The organism is Paenibacillus polysaccharolyticus, assembly GCF_023714295.1.
Classification (GTDB): Bacteria; Bacillota; Bacilli; order Paenibacillales; family Paenibacillaceae; genus Paenibacillus; species Paenibacillus polysaccharolyticus_A.
Genome location: NZ_JAMAUN010000001.1, coordinates 163,380 through 179,539, shown reverse-complemented (window position 1 = coordinate 179,539; position 16,160 = coordinate 163,380). Strand labels below are relative to the sequence as shown.

At 47.6% G+C, this 16,160-nt stretch carries 17 protein-coding genes; 4 read left to right on the top strand and 13 right to left on the bottom strand.

Features of this window, described 5'->3' with window-relative positions; all coding sequences use genetic code 11:
• Positions 1–111 precede the first annotated feature (111 nt).
• The 5 genes from M3629_RS00860 to M3629_RS00840 all read right to left on the bottom strand — a co-directional run bounded on the left by M3629_RS00860 (position 112) and on the right by M3629_RS00840 (position 4,924).
• Positions 112–657 carry an NUDIX hydrolase gene (locus tag M3629_RS00860; protein ID WP_251502492.1) on the bottom strand — a complete coding sequence of 182 codons (546 nt, stop codon included), beginning with the start codon at positions 655–657 and terminating at the stop codon, positions 112–114.
• A gap of 215 nt (positions 658–872) precedes the next feature.
• On the bottom strand, positions 873–1,550 hold the full coding sequence (locus M3629_RS00855) for an ABC transporter ATP-binding protein (RefSeq protein WP_251502491.1): 678 nt from the start codon (positions 1,548–1,550) through the stop codon (positions 873–875).
• Positions 1,547–2,794 carry an ABC transporter permease gene (locus M3629_RS00850; protein ID WP_251502490.1) on the bottom strand — a complete coding sequence of 416 codons (1,248 nt, stop codon included), beginning with the start codon at positions 2,792–2,794 and terminating at the stop codon, positions 1,547–1,549. The genes M3629_RS00855 and M3629_RS00850 overlap by 4 nt, the downstream gene beginning before the upstream one ends.
• A gap of 67 nt (positions 2,795–2,861) precedes the next feature.
• Positions 2,862–4,250: a sensor histidine kinase gene (locus tag M3629_RS00845; protein WP_251502489.1), complete on the bottom strand. Its 1,389-nt coding sequence runs from the start codon at positions 4,248–4,250 to the stop codon at positions 2,862–2,864.
• On the bottom strand, positions 4,247–4,924 hold the full coding sequence (locus M3629_RS00840; protein WP_251504389.1) for a response regulator transcription factor: 678 nt from the start codon (positions 4,922–4,924) through the stop codon (positions 4,247–4,249). The genes M3629_RS00845 and M3629_RS00840 overlap by 4 nt, the downstream gene beginning before the upstream one ends.
• Positions 4,925–5,244: 320 nt before the next feature.
• Between M3629_RS00840 and M3629_RS00835 the strand changes: the two genes are divergently transcribed.
• A complete protein-coding gene (locus M3629_RS00835; protein WP_251502488.1) occupies positions 5,245–6,228 on the top strand; it encodes a cation diffusion facilitator family transporter in 984 nt (327 codons plus the stop codon).
• Between the two features lie 88 nt (positions 6,229–6,316).
• On the opposite strand, the gene M3629_RS00830 is transcribed toward M3629_RS00835, so the two are convergent.
• The 4 genes from M3629_RS00830 to M3629_RS00815 form a co-directional block, all read right to left on the bottom strand.
• A complete protein-coding gene (locus M3629_RS00830) occupies positions 6,317–6,697 on the bottom strand; it encodes a VOC family protein (RefSeq protein WP_251502487.1) in 381 nt (126 codons plus the stop codon).
• Positions 6,698–6,799: 102 nt separating this feature from the next.
• Positions 6,800–7,645, bottom strand: coding sequence for a hypothetical protein (locus M3629_RS00825; protein ID WP_251502486.1), 846 nt, complete (start codon positions 7,643–7,645; stop codon positions 6,800–6,802).
• Positions 7,646–8,172: 527 nt separating this feature from the next.
• Positions 8,173–9,951, bottom strand: a complete 1,779-nt coding sequence (locus tag M3629_RS28585) for a sensor histidine kinase (RefSeq protein ID WP_251502485.1) — start codon at positions 9,949–9,951, stop codon at positions 8,173–8,175.
• Positions 9,948–10,628 (bottom strand): response regulator transcription factor, encoded by a 681-nt coding sequence (locus M3629_RS00815; protein ID WP_251502484.1) that lies wholly within the window; start codon positions 10,626–10,628, stop codon positions 9,948–9,950. Before M3629_RS00815 ends, M3629_RS28585 begins: the two co-directional genes overlap by 4 nt.
• Positions 10,629–10,731: 103 nt before the next feature.
• Between M3629_RS00815 and M3629_RS00810 the strand changes: the two genes are divergently transcribed.
• Genes M3629_RS00810 through M3629_RS00800 form a run of 3 tightly spaced genes read left to right on the top strand, consistent with a single transcriptional unit; the run spans position 10,732 to position 13,894 of the window.
• Positions 10,732–11,781 carry a FecCD family ABC transporter permease gene (locus M3629_RS00810; protein ID WP_251502483.1) on the top strand — a complete coding sequence of 350 codons (1,050 nt, stop codon included), beginning with the start codon at positions 10,732–10,734 and terminating at the stop codon, positions 11,779–11,781.
• Positions 11,778–12,782, top strand: coding sequence for a FecCD family ABC transporter permease (locus tag M3629_RS00805; RefSeq protein ID WP_251502482.1), 1,005 nt, complete (start codon positions 11,778–11,780; stop codon positions 12,780–12,782). Before M3629_RS00810 ends, M3629_RS00805 begins: the two co-directional genes overlap by 4 nt.
• Positions 12,783–12,808: 26 nt before the next feature.
• Positions 12,809–13,894, top strand: coding sequence for an ABC transporter substrate-binding protein (locus M3629_RS00800; protein ID WP_251502481.1), 1,086 nt, complete (start codon positions 12,809–12,811; stop codon positions 13,892–13,894).
• Positions 13,895–13,947: 53 nt separating this feature from the next.
• On the opposite strand, the gene M3629_RS00795 is transcribed toward M3629_RS00800, so the two are convergent.
• From M3629_RS00795 to M3629_RS00780, 4 genes are all read right to left on the bottom strand, one after another.
• Positions 13,948–14,811, bottom strand: a complete 864-nt coding sequence (locus M3629_RS00795) for a phosphotransferase (protein ID WP_251502480.1) — start codon at positions 14,809–14,811, stop codon at positions 13,948–13,950.
• A 65-nt stretch (positions 14,812–14,876) separates the two neighbouring features.
• Entirely contained in the window at positions 14,877–15,197 is a 321-nt protein-coding gene (locus tag M3629_RS00790) for a hypothetical protein (RefSeq protein WP_251502479.1), read from the bottom strand.
• Positions 15,198–15,225: 28 nt separating this feature from the next.
• On the bottom strand, positions 15,226–15,756 hold the full coding sequence (locus M3629_RS00785; protein WP_251504387.1) for an HAD-IIIA family hydrolase: 531 nt from the start codon (positions 15,754–15,756) through the stop codon (positions 15,226–15,228).
• Positions 15,757–15,845: 89 nt separating this feature from the next.
• Complete coding sequence (locus M3629_RS00780) at positions 15,846–16,061, bottom strand: hypothetical protein (RefSeq protein ID WP_251502478.1); 216 nt, start codon at positions 16,059–16,061, stop codon at positions 15,846–15,848.
• Between the last annotated feature and the right edge of the window lie 99 nt (positions 16,062–16,160).

The following is a 16,160-nucleotide window of genomic DNA, read 5'->3' as shown; positions in this document are numbered from 1 at the left end:
AAACATTTATCGATCATGAGATACGTACATACCTATCACACAGCAACTCCAATGGAGGCGTATAGATTCTCTCACTAAATCTCAAAACGGCCACAATACCTTGCGTCTACATTAGCCTTTATCTGCTTGTCTCAGCATATAAGCTAGTTCGTACATCTCGGCAATATCATGTCGGTTCTGTTCCCGAAAACGCCGTACCGCTTCATCAATCTCTACGGCCTCAACCGCCACCACCTGTTCTCCATCCTCAGGATTGAGTGGGTCGCCGACCCGTTCCACATCCCCATAACCAATCACCCTCACAAAATTCGGATGCGGAATATGCGGTCGATATGGCTCAACTGCACTGGACGTACAGTGGAATTGTCCAAAAACCTGATAAGAGCGTAGCTCTGCACCTAGTTCTTCCATCAGTTCACGTTTCAATCCGTCCATGTAATGCTCTCCTGCTTCCAACGTTCCTCCGGGCAGTTCCCACAGTCCGTTATCCAGTTGAAACACGACACACTGTTCTCCGACAAACGGAATAATACTCACATTACTCACCAATGTCTCGTCTATTTGCTCGCCTAGCCTAAACTCCGCCTCAATGATTCCCCAGTGGATCGACGTGCTCAGTGCCGGAAATTGTTGTGCATCTATGCTGTTCATTCGCATCCAATCCTCTCCCAATGAAATTCATGATGTACTGTCATCCATTCGTAGCCTGAATCTTTACCTCAACGTACACGCCATTCCCTTCCAATTATAGTCGAAAACACAAAAAGAAGGCCACCTCTCCCACAGGAGCTGTGACCCTCTCATCGCACTGAAACTAACCGTTAAGCGTATTTCTCATCAACTTATTTCTTCGAAAAGCAATTCACAATCCTCTAACGTGCTACTAGCTTTCCCTTTTCCAAAAAAAGAACCCGGCTACAGAGCGGCAAAATCCGCTCATCATGCGTAACCATCACTGCACTCTTGCCCTGCTCCTTCACGAGCCGTGCAATCGTGCCTACAATATCCAGCCCGCGCTCCGCATCCAGGCTGGCCGTCGGTTCATCCGCCAGTAGCACAGCCGGATCATTCATTAGCGCCCGCGCAATAGCAACGCGCTGGCGTTCTCCGCCGGACAGCTTGTCAGTATATGCTTTGCGCCGGTGAGACAGGCCCACCGTCTCCAGCAGTTCACCTGCACGGCGCTCGGCTTTACTTTTGTCCATACCCGCAAGCTTCGCTACTACTAATAACTGCTCCTCCACCTTCAAGTAAGGAATCAGATTCGCACTTTGAAATATAAATCCGAGCTGGCGCAGCCGCACATCCGAGATGTCCGTTTTACTTTTGCCCATGATCGAAGAGCCGTCCAGCAATACCTCCCCATCCGTAGGTTCGAGCAGTGCACCTGCAATGGACAGAAATGTACTTTTTCCTGAACCCGAAGGGCCCATCACGGCGACAAGTTCTCCTTCTGCCACCTGAAGATCAAGGCGATCCAATATTGTACGCTGGCTGCCGCCGTCATCAAATGTCTGTGTAATCCCTTGTAATTCCAGTCGGTTTCTCATGCTGCCGTCCTCCCAATCGCATCAAGCGCATCAATTTTGGTAACCTTCCACACCGAGAACAACGAACCCGCCATCGACATCAGGATGAATAACACACAGGTCAATGCAAGGGTGGATATTCCTAATTGAAAAGGCATAGATGCTGGAAGAACAGATTCGAACAGCCGCACAAGCAATACGCTAATCACCAGACTACCGATGGACAACAGCAACACCTGTAGCGACACACTGCCTGCGAGATAACCGTTTCGTGTTCCAATTGCTTTTAAAATGCCAAATTGACTGGTTTTTTGAATCGTAATGACGTAGAAAAATACCGCAAGCACAAATGCCGAGATAACGTACAGGAAAGCAATCATCATCAGTAATGAGCCTTGTTCCTCCTTATAACCAGGGATGGCGGATACCGCATCCGATTTGGTGATGATCTCTGTCTTTGGTAAGGCGGCACTCAGCTTGCTTACCTGTTCATCCGTACCTTTGACCGCGATTGCATTGTAGACTGGTGTACTCGGTGAAACAGATGGAGTCGATGTACCCATTACAGCTTCAGCGCTCTTTTCAGTGCCAATAGCGTCAGTATTCGCTTTAGCAATCGCGCTTGTTCCAGTGCCAGTGCCGGTGTCTACTCGACCTATTGCAGAAGTTGCCTGCACATTACGTGATCCAGCTTGCAATGTAAGCCATTCCTGCTCATTCATAAACACCACCGGCGCGTGACTGAACGATTCATTTTGCACAAAACCACTCACTGTCCACTCCGTCCCCGAGGCTTGATCCACCAGAACCGTGCCAATCGTGACGCCGGATTTTGCCAGCTTCCGATCGACCACAACCTGCCCTGCGGACTGATCGTTGATCGCATTGCCTTCGGTAACCGTTGGCGCCAGCCAGCTTCCCGGGTTCACCATGAATAGGGTGACATCGATCTTCTTGGTATCGTCCGCCGGGCTGACGGTCGTCATTCGAACCCCAAGCGGCTCGGCATTATCCCGTCCAACGACAGCACGGGCCTCATCCAGCTCCTGCTGGCCCACCTGTGAACGAGTAAATCGATGATTCGAATCCTGTTCAAGCACAAAATGGGTTGCTGCCATATTTTTAATCGAAGCCGCGTTATCATACGACAGCCCCTGGGCAAGTCCGGTTACAAACAACACCAGAAACGAAACCAGCACCATGATGGTCGCGATCAAGGTGTATCGTCCTTTTGCAAATCTCATTTCCCGTATAGCCAAGTACATATGCTCTGACCTCCCTCTTGATAATCCAAGTATAGGGGGTGAAAATGAACGGAAAATGAATAACACATTACATCTGTGGAAGCGTTACGGTAAAGAGCGTGCCTTCAGCTGAACTGGACACCTCAATGGTGCCGTGATGGAGACGAATAATTTTCTGCACAATCGCAAGGCCCAGGCCGGTCCCGCCAGATGAACGTTCACGTGCATGATCCGCCCGGTAGAAACGGTCAAACAAAAAAGGCAGATGCTCGGCTGCAATTCCGTCTCCAGTATCCTGAATATACACGACACACGCTTTATCCAACTGCTCTGCCCGAACCTCAATGCTACGGCCCTTCGGCAGATGCTGCACCGCATTACCAAGCAAGTTCATCCAAACCTGCATCAGTAACACTTCATTGCCTGTAATCTTTATGGATTCCGGTACAGACATGCGCAGGGATAACTCTTTCTCCTCCAATTGCCATTGCAACACTTGAACCGCCTGACGGAATTGGCTTCTCAGCGCGAAGGTAGCTTGGGTTTGCGTCATATCTTCATGACCCTGTTCCAAGGAAGACAGGAGTAACAATTGTTTACTGAGCAACGAGAGATGCCGGCTCTCTTTTTCAATAATGGATGCATAGTGCGCCCGTTCTTGCTCCGGTAATTCCCGATCCGCTACCAATTGCGCAAATCCCTGAATGGAGGTTAAAGGTGACTGAATCTCATGGGATACGTTGGACACGAACTGTTGCCGGGCCTTGTCCACCCGTTCCAATTCACGGCTCATCGTCATAAAATGCTGGGCGAGTTGCCCGATCTCGTCACGCCTTGCTGTATTTAATTTCAGATTATAATTGCCTTGCGCAATACGTTTTGTCGCTTCAGACAGCCGTTCAATCGGATTGACCAGATAACGCGTACTAAACAGGAAAATCAGCACACTGATACCCACCGTTAATGCCCCAATGAGCGCAAAGAAAATCCGCAGTTCTCCAAATTGCAAAATAACATCGGGACGCATGAACATGGCGTAACGAACCTCGCCCACCTGAAGTGGAACCCCCACCGTATTGCTTAATTGGTTGTCAAAAAATCCGGTAATAAACGGTTGGCTCGGAAACTCGGCCACGCCATGATACACATCGCCGCCTAGAACCAGACGAACAGCCTGCTTGTCCAACTCCTTTTCGCGGAATTCACGGCCGTAAAACTGATCATCGCCTTGACCATCGGTGACATAGATTTCGTATCCTAATGCCGCTGCATTGTGAAGATATCGCTGAACCGTACTCGGCTCAGGCTGCTCTTCGGCAAACTTTTTCATGTCCATGGCGATACCAACCAACTTCTCATCATTAAAGTCTTTGAGTTTAGCGTGATAGTAGATGTTGGAGAAAAAGAATCCGAGCAAACTACTGACGATAATCACCGCCACCGTAATGAGAAATATGCGAACGTATAACGATCTCAATGCGATTTCACCTCGATTTTGTATCCAATGCCCCGCACCGTCTGAATCACAAAATCATCTGTATAGTCCGCAAAGCGGTCACGCAACCGCTTGATATGTACGTCGACCGTTCGGTCGTCCCCTTCATAATCCGCCCCCCAGACAAGACGAATCAATTCATCACGCGAGAACAGGCGCCCCGGAAACTGCGCAAGCTGAGACAGTAGTTCAAACTCTTTCATCGGTAAAAAAAGAATCGACTGTCCATCGCTTACTTCCACATTGTTGCGGTCAATCACGATCCGGTTCATGCGAATGATATCGCTGGAAGTTCGGTGATATCGGCGAAACAACGCTTTGACCCTGTACACCAGTTCCTCAGGTTCAAACGGCTTGGTCACATACTCATCCGTGCCCCGTAAATATCCTTCTTTCTTGTCTGCCAGCTGATCCCTTGCGGTCAGCAATATAATAGGAATGTCGTAATGCTGACGTATGTAATCACACAGCTCAAGTCCGTCCATGCCTGGCATCATCACATCCAAGATCGCAAGATCGATGGGGGTCTGCTGTATCATTTGGACCGCCTCCACACCATCCTGTGCTTCATGTACCCGGTATCCCTCCTTCGTCATGACATGGCGCAACAGTGCGCGAATATTCACATCATCGTCTGCTAGTAGCAGATGTTTCATCTCGTAGTCCGCCCTTCTATAGTGATCCTGCCCCGATGGTAGCACAAAAACGAAGCCATTAGCCAGTGCATCTAAGTGGTGCAGTTGGCAGTACAGCTGTCTGTGTGGATGCATGTTTATATTTTCGCAAATCTGGTTGACACTACTATGAGGCCGAATTATAATAAATTTAAAACATATGAGTTATTGCTCATATGTTCATATAAATAAGAGTGAACCGTATTACCAAAATGATCAGCAACACATCCACAAGTAACACGTAACGCTACATGATCACGCAACATACATAACAGAGGATCGTTCCAAAGGAGAGGATTACAATGTCAGGACAGCAACATGGGCACAATCATACCCACGATCATGGACACAATCACGCGCACGGCACGAATAACAAAAAGGTACTGCTCTTTTCCTTCATTATCATTACCTTCTACATGATCGTAGAAGCCTTCGGGGGATTCATTACGAACAGTCTTGCACTCATCTCCGATGCAGGTCATATGCTCTCAGACTCCATTGCCCTTGGGATTGCCTTACTGGCATTCACTTTCGGGGAAAAAGCCGTCAATACGGGTAAAACCTACGGTTACAGACGTTTCGAGATTTTAGCGGCCACCCTAAACGGCGTCACGTTAATTGCTATAGCGCTTTACATTTTTTACGAGGCCATTGGCCGCTTTATCCACCCGCCTGAAGTGGCAACGATGGGCATGCTGATCATCAGTACAATCGGACTACTCGTGAACATTCTGGTCGCTTGGATTATGATGCGTGGCAGCGATACCGAGAGCAACCTGAACATGCGCGGTGCTTATCTTCACGTGATCAGCGACATGCTCGGCTCGATTGGTGCGATTGCTGCTGCCCTGCTCATGATGTTCTTCGGCTGGGGCTGGGCTGATCCGCTGGCAAGTGTCATCGTGGCGGTGCTGGTATTACGCAGTGGATTTTATGTCACCAAATCTTCCTTGCACATTCTCATGGAAGGCACACCCGCAAACGTCGATGTGAACGATCTGGTGCAGACGATTCAACAGGTGGATGGCGTCAAAGGTGTACACGATGTTCATGTCTGGTCAATCACCAGCAACCTGAATGCACTGACCGCCCATATCGTGGTAGATGGCACGATGGATGTATATGCGTCCGAGGTGCTTGTACAGAAGATCGAACATCTGCTGGAACACAAAGAGATCAAACATGTCACCTTGCAGGTCGAGTCTGAAAAGCATCTTCACGATACCTCCGTCCTCTGCACCGTCAAAGGTGACGCACCCGATGCACATGCGCATCACCATCATTAACGTATCGCAGGTTAGCGGATACTCCCTTTTATTGGGATAAGACAAAACAGGCCGATTCCCGTTAAGGGATCGCCCTGTTTTTTGCTGTTTATACTGCAATGAATTCCAGAAACTCCAATCGATTCCCGAAGGGATCATTCAGATAAAAACGCCGTACTCCCTCGTCTGATCTTGCTTCATCATCTAATACTTCGAAACCGTGCTTGTGCAGATGTTCACGCAGCTGCTCTAGATTCTGGACATGAAAGGCCGGATGGGCTTTGGAAGCAGGTACAAAATCATGTTGCACACCGATATGAACCTGATGGACGCCGCATTGAAACCACACACCGCCGCGTTTCTGTAGCTGTTCCGGCTTAGGAATTTCTGTCCATCCAAGAATTTGATTAAAAAAATCTCTAGCTTCCTTCTCGCAACCTTCAGGAGCAGCCAACTGCACATGATCAATGCCATTGAAATGATAGGCCATTTGATTCATCCTCCCTACTAAGTTTCATTGATTGAAACTTAGTTTCGTTTTATAATCCCATTTTATAGGTTGAATAAAATTACGTCTAGGTTTCAACACATTTTACCTGTAGTGCATGAGCTTTCGCGCTTCCATCGTCAGACCAAATGAAACGAGCCGATCTTTCATCGCTCGGTATACATCAGGGTCATCGAACCCTTGTGCCTGACTGTCCCGGATTAAACTAAACAGCCCCACCTGATCTGCGCTCGATATGTAGGATTTTAATTGCTCCTTATGATCGTATGGAATTTCTTTCTCATGCCACGGATGAGGCTCCGCTCTCTTACAATCACTCACTAAATCTTTCCCCAGCGCAACGCCAAGGCCATCTAGTGTGTCGATAATGACTTCACCACGTCTGATCTGCCGTGCTTCCTGAATGTATGAGTATCCGTCGGAGATGGGCTGAAGATCAAATCGCTGCATAGCCAAGTTCCGAACCTTGTTTTTTTCAAGATCCCAGCGTTTCCCGTCAAAGTATTCACTTTCGCGCGCATCATCCTCTTGCTCCATGACATAGTTCAGGTACTGTTGTTTCGATTCAAATTCATTGAGTAGGAGATCCTCATGACCTGAAAAACTAAGCGCAAAAAAATCCCGGATATTGCTGGCGATGATTCTCGCATAGTTACCAAAATCCATGGGGTCTACACGAATTACAGGCGCTAAACTTAGATCAGAAGCATGTCCAAAGTCCGTCAAAAATGAATAATGAATGCCGTCCATGCCTGTATTGGCAAACACGATCGCATCCGCAGGAGAACTCCAGTAACCCCCGTGATCATAAGGATCGAATTGTAGAAAATAACCTGTAGGTGTCTCCAGATAGGGTACTACGTGCCTGATTTCCTGCTCCCAATCCATCATATCTTGCAACAATTCAGGAATCTTATAATTGCTCGTCATAATACTCCCTCCTCCGTGATACATCATTGATTCACCAGCATTGACTGTTTGTATTGTTGAATGGAACGATGTTCATTTTCATTGTATCCTTACTCAACTAAAACGCTAACGATCACCAGAAGCCTTATTCGGCCTGTTTCGCTGCTTTTTATTTTCTAACGATCACCAGAGACGCTATTTAGCTGATTTTGCGTCAATACAGTATATTTTTTATGTTTCTGGATGAAATAAGCTTCCTGGAGATCGTTAGAATTTGGACACCCTCATATCAGAGTAAATAAGCTTCGTGGGGATCGTTAGAATTCTGACACTCTCATTTCAGAGCTGGAGTACTACTTAAGTCGTAGCGACACCCGGTAAACGTGCCTATAGATTCTTTTCATGAAATATTAATTAAAATGACAAGAGCCCTGGCTTTAAGCCAAGGCCCTCTTCTTATAAGCTGATAAACATTTCCACGATCCCTTTTATTTCAACAGTACTCCAGCCACAGAAATCCGATCATCGACCAGTACGTTCAGGAACAATCACTCATCTTCCGACGAGCTTTGCAACGTAAAATAAAATTTTACGCCATTCGGCGTATTTGCTACACCATAGGACTGCTGATGCAGTTGTACAATCTCCTTCACGATAGATAACCCCAGCCCGGTTCCACCGGCCTGACGACTGCGCGCATCTTCCTCGCGGTAGAATCGATCCCATATCCGTGTCAGCTCATGCTCTGCAATGGACGGCCCTTCATTTTCTACAACAATACACACTTGTTCATGCTCACGATAATGCTGGATATCTATCCGTATGCTACTTCCTTCATTCCCGTTGCGAATCGCATTGCTCACATAATTCAGCAAGACCTGCTGCATCTTCTCGGCATCTGCCCAGACATGTACATTGCGGTCACCCTGCACCTCGAACTTCATCTGCTTAGCCTTGGCGAGTTGTCTCATCTTCTCCACACATTCAGCTACAAGTTGATCCGCCGTAAACGATTCCATACGTAGCTTCACCGCGCCAGCCTCCAGCCGGGTCAATTCCAACATATCGAGCACCAGCTTTTCCATCCGATCGGCTTCTCGCAAAATGGTACGAATATAACGCTCTCGTTTATTTTCGGCGATCTGATCCAGAAGTCCTTCCGCATATCCCTTCACCACACTGATGGGTGTCTTTAATTCATGCGAAGCATCCGACACAAAACGTTTCTGCAACTGCTCCATCCGGCTTTTATATTCCATCTCCAGCACCAGTTTCTCGTTCGTGAGTTGAAGCTCCCTTAGCGTACGATCCAGATTGGAAGAAAGACTGACGAGACTTTCGGACAGACTACCCAGCTCATCCTTACTCTGAATCGGGGCCATGGCCGTGAAATCCAGCTTTGCCATGCGAGCCGCATCACGATTCAATTGTAATAACGGACGTGAAACGATTTTGGAGAAGAAAAAGGACAGAACCACCATCAGCAGTAGCCCCCCGGCAATACTGAAAAAGGCGTAATATACCTCCAGCGCGCCAAATGCCTCCCCAAGCTGTGTCAAGGGCGTTAGAGCAAACAGATACTCCACGACCTTACCATCACAAACAATCGGTTGCACAAACACCAGATTATGCACACCGCTCACCGGTTCCTTCCATTCGGTATGAAATGCTTCGCCCCGATCCAGCTGCTCCCGCTCTACTTCCGGTAAAGGAAACCACACGCGTAGCGCAGCCGCCATAATACCTTCCCTGTTATTCCACTGACCCGGCGCAGGCAACAATACCGAGTTTACGGTGCCACTAATCTCTATGACGCCTTCCCGATCGGCGTTGTGAGGAAGCACCCCCACCGCCGGTGACCCTTCTCTACGAATGACATAAGGCGAGAACAGCGCGTTTCCCTGCTCCATGTAATAAGCACCTTGCACCGTCACGCGATCACCAGGCTGCAAGCCATACGAAGTCAGAGCCGAGATATCCGGGAAAAAGGAAACTGCGATTGGCAACAATTGTCCTGCACCCGTATCCAGTTGAATTCGAAACGGGTTATCGTAGCGAACCTCACCCTCTTTACTTAGAACCGCCATTTGCACATGATTTTGTGTTATGAAACTACCCATCACCATGGGTGTTTTCTCCTCAGGCCATTTATGCCGGGCATAGTCCAAAGCGAAGGATGCTAGCTTTTTACCCAAATCACTGGCTCGCTCATGCTGATAGAATCGTTCAAAGAACCAGAAATGTCCTGCCACAACCGTTGCAAAGAAGACGATATAAAATACAAGATTGGCAGCAAAAAGCTTAAATACGATCCCTCTCGTTTTCACGATTCAACCTCAAACTTGTATCCGACGCGAAACACCGTACGAATATATCCGGCATCTTCACCTAATTTTTTACGCAGATTTTTGATATGAGTATCCACCACGCGAGGGTCGCCAAAATAGTCCACACCCCACACTTGATTTAACAAATGTTCACGCGTCAAAGGAAAGTTCCGGTGCCTGAGCAAGTGCAGCAACACATCATATTCCTTATAGGACAGCTCAACGGGTTGCCCCCCTGACTCCACCACTCGTTTTCTCTCATATACCTTTATATTGCCAAAAGAGATGATCGGCTCCTCCTGTCCTACCGTATTGTCCACACGTTTCATTAATGTCTCTGCGCGGGCAACCAGCACTCGCGGGCTGAACGGTTTCGTCACATAATCGTCGGCACCTAGCTCAAAGCCCAGCAGCTTATTCTCTTCTTCCGATTTTGCAGTAAGGATAATGATGGGCACGGTAGACTGAGATCGAATCTGCCGGCACACATTCCAGCCACTCACTTTGGGAATCATCAGATCTACAATCACCAAGTCTGGAGGACAGGCATTGAACAGTTCAAGTGCTTCTTCCCCGTTAGCTGCTTCAATAACTTGCCAAGTGGATTGCGTGAAGTAATCCGTGACCAGCTCACGAATGGATTCTTCATCTTCTATTAATAAAACGGAACGTCTCACAATTTTCCTCCTAAACACACATGAATCACACAACTGTTATGTATTATATCAACAATGATAATCATTTTCATTAAAAACGAAAAGGGGATGAACGTAATCCGGCATGTTTCTTTCATTTCATAATTCATCTCGTGCTTCTGCCGTACGAAAACATCTAGGCCTGTCGAAGCCCATCTGGATCGGCCTGACATTACTCATCCTGCTTGTTGCGGGCGCATATCTGGCCATGATCTTTCACCTGCAACCCAGTCGCAAGGAACCGATCCTGTTCAACTGGTTCGCCTGGACGGACAACGAATCCCTGATTCGCTCGGTAACCACGATTAGACTGCCCCGAATTCTCGCTGCGGTACTTGTTGGTGCCGGACTCGGTATTGCGGGATGTCTGCTTCAGTCTTTAACATCGAATGATCTGGCAGACCCGGAGGTTATGGGCATTAATCAGGGTGCCAATATGATGATTGCTGCACTGATGGTGCTGATGCAATTCCAGACATTCCATTTTTTCACCGTAACAGCTTCCATGTTGGGAACAGCGCTCAGCGGCATTCTAATCTATGTGCTCAGTGTACGGAGCAGCTTCAGTTCAAGCAGTGTAGTGCTCACGGGACTGGTGAACAGTCTGTTTTTCAGTTCAATGACCACCACGCTGATCATATTCCATGATACCGATCTGTATCAACTGCTGCGCTGGATGGCCGGCGATCTGTCGGGCATGTCCTGGGAAGATGTCATGTTCTCGCTAGTTACTCTCGTTCCCGTTAGTATCCTTTGTTGCTTGTTTGCATCCCAGTTAAATGTATTGTCTATGGGTGAGGATACAGCGATATCTGTCGGACAACGGTTAACCATGGTACGGAGCGGAATCATGGTAGCCATTATTGTGCTCGTTGGTGCAGCAACGGCGGTATGCGGCCCCATCGGGTTCATTGGCTTAATGGCAGTACATATTATTCGTACGTTAACAGGTATCGATTATCGGGTGATTGTACCACTCGCTGCCCTGACAGGCAGTGTGCTTCTCGTGTATGCCGATCTGATCGGACGCCTGCTTTTCTATCCGCTGGAAGCACCGGTTGGACTTATTACTGCGTTTATTGGAGCACCGTTCTTCATCGTGCTCATGCGCATGCGCGGGAGGAAACGTTCATGACACGTTTAAAAAATCCGTCCTCCCGGTCCAACTGGAGCTTTGCTGCACTGATGACCGCAGTCTTATTCTCGATAGCGCTAGTATTCATCCTGTCGCTTCGTTTCGGGGCAACCCCCGTTACGTTCCATGAAATCATCGCACAGTTTCAATCTCAATCCGGCACGATTGTTGAGCTTCGGTTGCCTCGTGTTCTCTGCGCCATGCTTGTAGGCATTGCTGCATCTGTCGCAGGTGCCATCCTGCAAACTGTCCTGCGTAATCCTCTGGCTTCACCTGATGTCATCGGGGCAACAGCAGGTGGCGGGCTGGTGACCGTAGTCATTATTTTACTTGCGCCGTTAACACCCGCAATCTGGCTGCCTTTCTATTCGATGGCAGGTTCGGCGGCGGCAAGTCTAATCATTTTTCTGCTCGCTTATCGCCGCCAGGGCACATCCATGATCCGGCTCGCTCTTGTGGGTATAGCCGTTAGTACTGCTTTACAAGCCATCATCAAAATGCTTATCGTTAAATATGCCATGAGTTCCAGTCAGGCACTGGTCTGGCTTAAAGGCAGCTTATATGCGCGCAGCTTGCAACATGTGGAGATGTTGTGGCCGTGGACGCTAGCAGGATTGTTAGCCGCCATCTTGCTCGTAAGGTACTTAAATGTCTTGAAGCTGGATGAATCCGTGCTGGTGTCCTTAGGCACCCGGGTTCGCATGGTGCGAACGGTATTACTCATTGTGGCTCTCGCTTTATCCGCAAGCTCAGCCAGTATATCGGGGAATCTCAGCTTTGTTGGACTTATTATTCCGCATCTGTCCCATAAGCTGGTTGGAGAGAACTTCATCCGTTCTCTCCCATTTACCGCGGCGCTCGGCGCGCTACTTGTCATGCTTGGCGATATGATTGGCCGCATTCTGATCCCTCCAATGGAGATTCCCGTTGGCATCATTACATCGTTAATCGGCGCGCCCTATTTTGTATACCTGATCATCAAGCAAGGACAGAAAAAATAATTTTCTATATGGAGGGTTCATTCCCAATGAAACGAACATCACTATTTATGGTAATTATATTAACTCTTGTGCTGGTTCTCACCGCATGTGGCGGAGGAACGGCTGGCAACACCGCTGGTGTTACATCGGACAAGGAGTCAGCGGCTTCTGCCAATGAACCGAGTAAAGCGGATGGTGGTAATGCGTCCACTTCCTCCACTGCAACATCATCTTCAAACCAAGATTCAAATGAAGCCAATACAACAACGGCTCCTTCAATTACCTCTAATTCAGACGGTTCATTTGTTGTAAAGAACGCCTGGGGAGAAACAAAACTCTCTGCCTCGCCCCAAAAAATCGTTACCCTGCATTTCTCCTTCACGGATGAACTCGTCTCCCTTGGTGTAACGCCAACAGGGATTGCGGGCTCTTATAAAGCGGAAGTGCTTGGTTATCTGAAAGATCAGGTGAAGGACTATACTTTTGTTGGAAATCACCAGCAGCCTAATCTGGAAGTCATCTCTTCCCTCAAGCCCGATCTGATTATCGCCAATGCCGATGTGCACGGAGCCATACGTGAGGATCTGGAGAAAATTGCACCGACCATCGCGCTCTATACGAACGGTTACAAAGACATGGAGCAGAACTTCGCTGTGCTGGGAACCTTGCTTGGCAAACAAAAAGAACATGATCAGGTCATGAATGAACTGAACCAGAACATTGAACAGACCCACGCTCAAATCCAGGGCACACCTAAAGTTATCGTCGTAAAAGCACTGGAGAAAAACTTTTACATCTGGATGAAAACCTCATATATCGCAACACTGCTGGAGAAAATCGGTGCGGAATACAGCTTCGATGAGAACAAGTCCAGTCAGCAACAGACGCCAGGCAAGATTGACGTAGCCGATGTAGATCTGGAAACCCTTGTACAGGAAAACCCGGACTATCTGGTCATCTATGGGGCGAAGGCTGACCTGGATAAATGGATGAATAACAGCACCTTCCAATCGATTAAAGCGGTGAAAGATAAACATGTGCTCGTTGTTAATGATGAAATATGGGCACTGGGTAAGGGGCCTCTGTCGGGTGAAGAAATTCTAAAAGAGGCTATTCCATTCTTCACAAAATAATATGGTTTTCCTTAATGCAAAAGTAAAGCCAACCTTCCAAGCGAAGGTTGGCTTTATGTTATATACCGTTTCCACAAATCCCACGCTTCGAGATACTCTGGCAAGTCCTGCGGATGATGTTTGTTGCTTAGCCCGATCCGGCAGTATAGATGGACCAGCGCTTCTTCCATCAATCTGAACTTATCCATAGTCACCTGCTCAAGATGACCGAATACATCCCATAACAATATCGGGTCAAGGTCATCGGGGGAGGAACAAAAAGCATAGAGAAAATCATAGAGAACCGGGCCGACCATCGGAGATGGGTCAATGACCCCAACCAGTTCCTTTTGCTCAAACACAATATTATGAACACCTGTATCCCCATGCAAAAGAAACCTCTCCGACTCATCCTCATGAAACAGACGATTCACTGTAGATTGAACCAGATTGTAGTCTTCCGCTGCAAGCACATCACCAAGATTCTCTCTCGCCTCATCAATACTAATCTGATTGAATCCCTTCCATGTCTCGCGTGGATACTCCATTCTTCCCCATGGCTTTGTGTCCGGCAAACGCACATATGTATTCAATAGCTCTTTCACAAGCCGGGTTAACCAGGCTTTCTTCGCTCCCCCATGGTTATGAGTCTCGCCTTCCATAAAGCTGTATGCATAATAACTGTGGTCCGAACTCGTAAAAAGAACCTTCGGCAGCAGCATCGCTTCACTGTATGTATTCAGAAACTGACATGTAACACGAATGTCCTCAGGATCATCCCATTTCAAAATGTACCGTTCGCCCGAGCTCGCAAGTAGCCTGAACACCCGCCCCGCCGTCGTTCCCGACAGCTGCTTTACTTCCACGATGTGTTCGTGAATGCTGTGCCTTTGAAAAAGCTCGTTGATCTCCTTGGTGCTTGGGCTGACGTTCATCATATCTTTCTCCTTTTCCTTTTTCCTTTCTCCTGTGTTTTATCTCATTTTCGCAAACCACTTCTCGTTTAATCCTCAAATGGACTATCTGCACTGGTTACTTCCTGTATAATGACAATCGGATCAGAGATCAACCCAAGCTCCTCATCCTTTGGATACGTTACCGCAATGGTAGGCTCAGGCCCTGCAAATGCCATCATGGACTCCATATCCTCCCACATGGTGCACAGGAAAAAGTGTGCGTAGTCTCCTTGCTCCACAACTTTCAGATACGCTCCGCGATTTCCCTTAACAGCGAGTGTATCTTTCACACCTGTTTCAACCTCATATTCCAGAAAAGCTTCCTTGTTCTCCAGCGGTACAGCTCCATGCCATGTTCTTGCGATCATCCCATCACTCCCCTTATACACTAAACATTTACTCATTCAAATTGTCAATAATCCAGTGCACTGCCTCCAAAATATCAGCTGCAATATAATCCGGCTCCGTCTGAGCCCACTTATCTCTGAACTTCGTTAATGAGGATTCGCCCCAGCCTGTTCTCACCATGATCTTAGTCGCGCCTACAGCGTGTGCAGCAAGCATGTCTGTCTCGCCTACGTCTCCGATAACGATGCACTTGGTCAAATCCAAATTGTACTGCTCCGCGGCCTGAAGTAACATGCCGGGTTTAGGCTTTCGGCAGCCGCATTCTTCTTCATGTGAGCAAATGTAGGCCTGATCGAATCCATATTCCTGAAACTGCTGTTCAAACTCCTGAACCGTTGCTTGTCCGCGTGAAATTCGGTGTTGATTGGTGAGTGCAAAAACCTTCATTCCGTTTAGCTTTAAGAGCGTAATCGCTTCCTGTGCATTCGGATATAACTCAAAGTCTCTCGGATGAATAAAATGTCCTGTACCTCCGATTGTGCCGTCTCTGTCGATAAAGATAGCCTGAACGTTTTGAATTGAAGTCATGAACGTTGTGCACCCCCGATTCAAGTTATAGTGATATCCACTATTTACTAACTTACAATATCCACCGCTTCACACAGCGATTACACTTTTTCATCGATAATATGTTTTTTATCCTCCTGCTCTTTTGCATGTTGAAGCCGTCTGACTTCTACGCGCAGATCACGTACTTCCTTCATCAGTAGATCAAGTTTCCTTGATGTTTTGGACGAATCCACGGCATAACGCACAACCGCTGCAACAATAAGCACAACAATAATGCATACAAAAACGGAAATTAACGCTGTAAATAACTCCATAGTCGTGTACATCTCCTTGGTGTCTATGAACTTATGTGCCAGAAAAAAGCAAAATCGAATTCATATTATTAATAAATATTCAATTTAATTGTAACATTT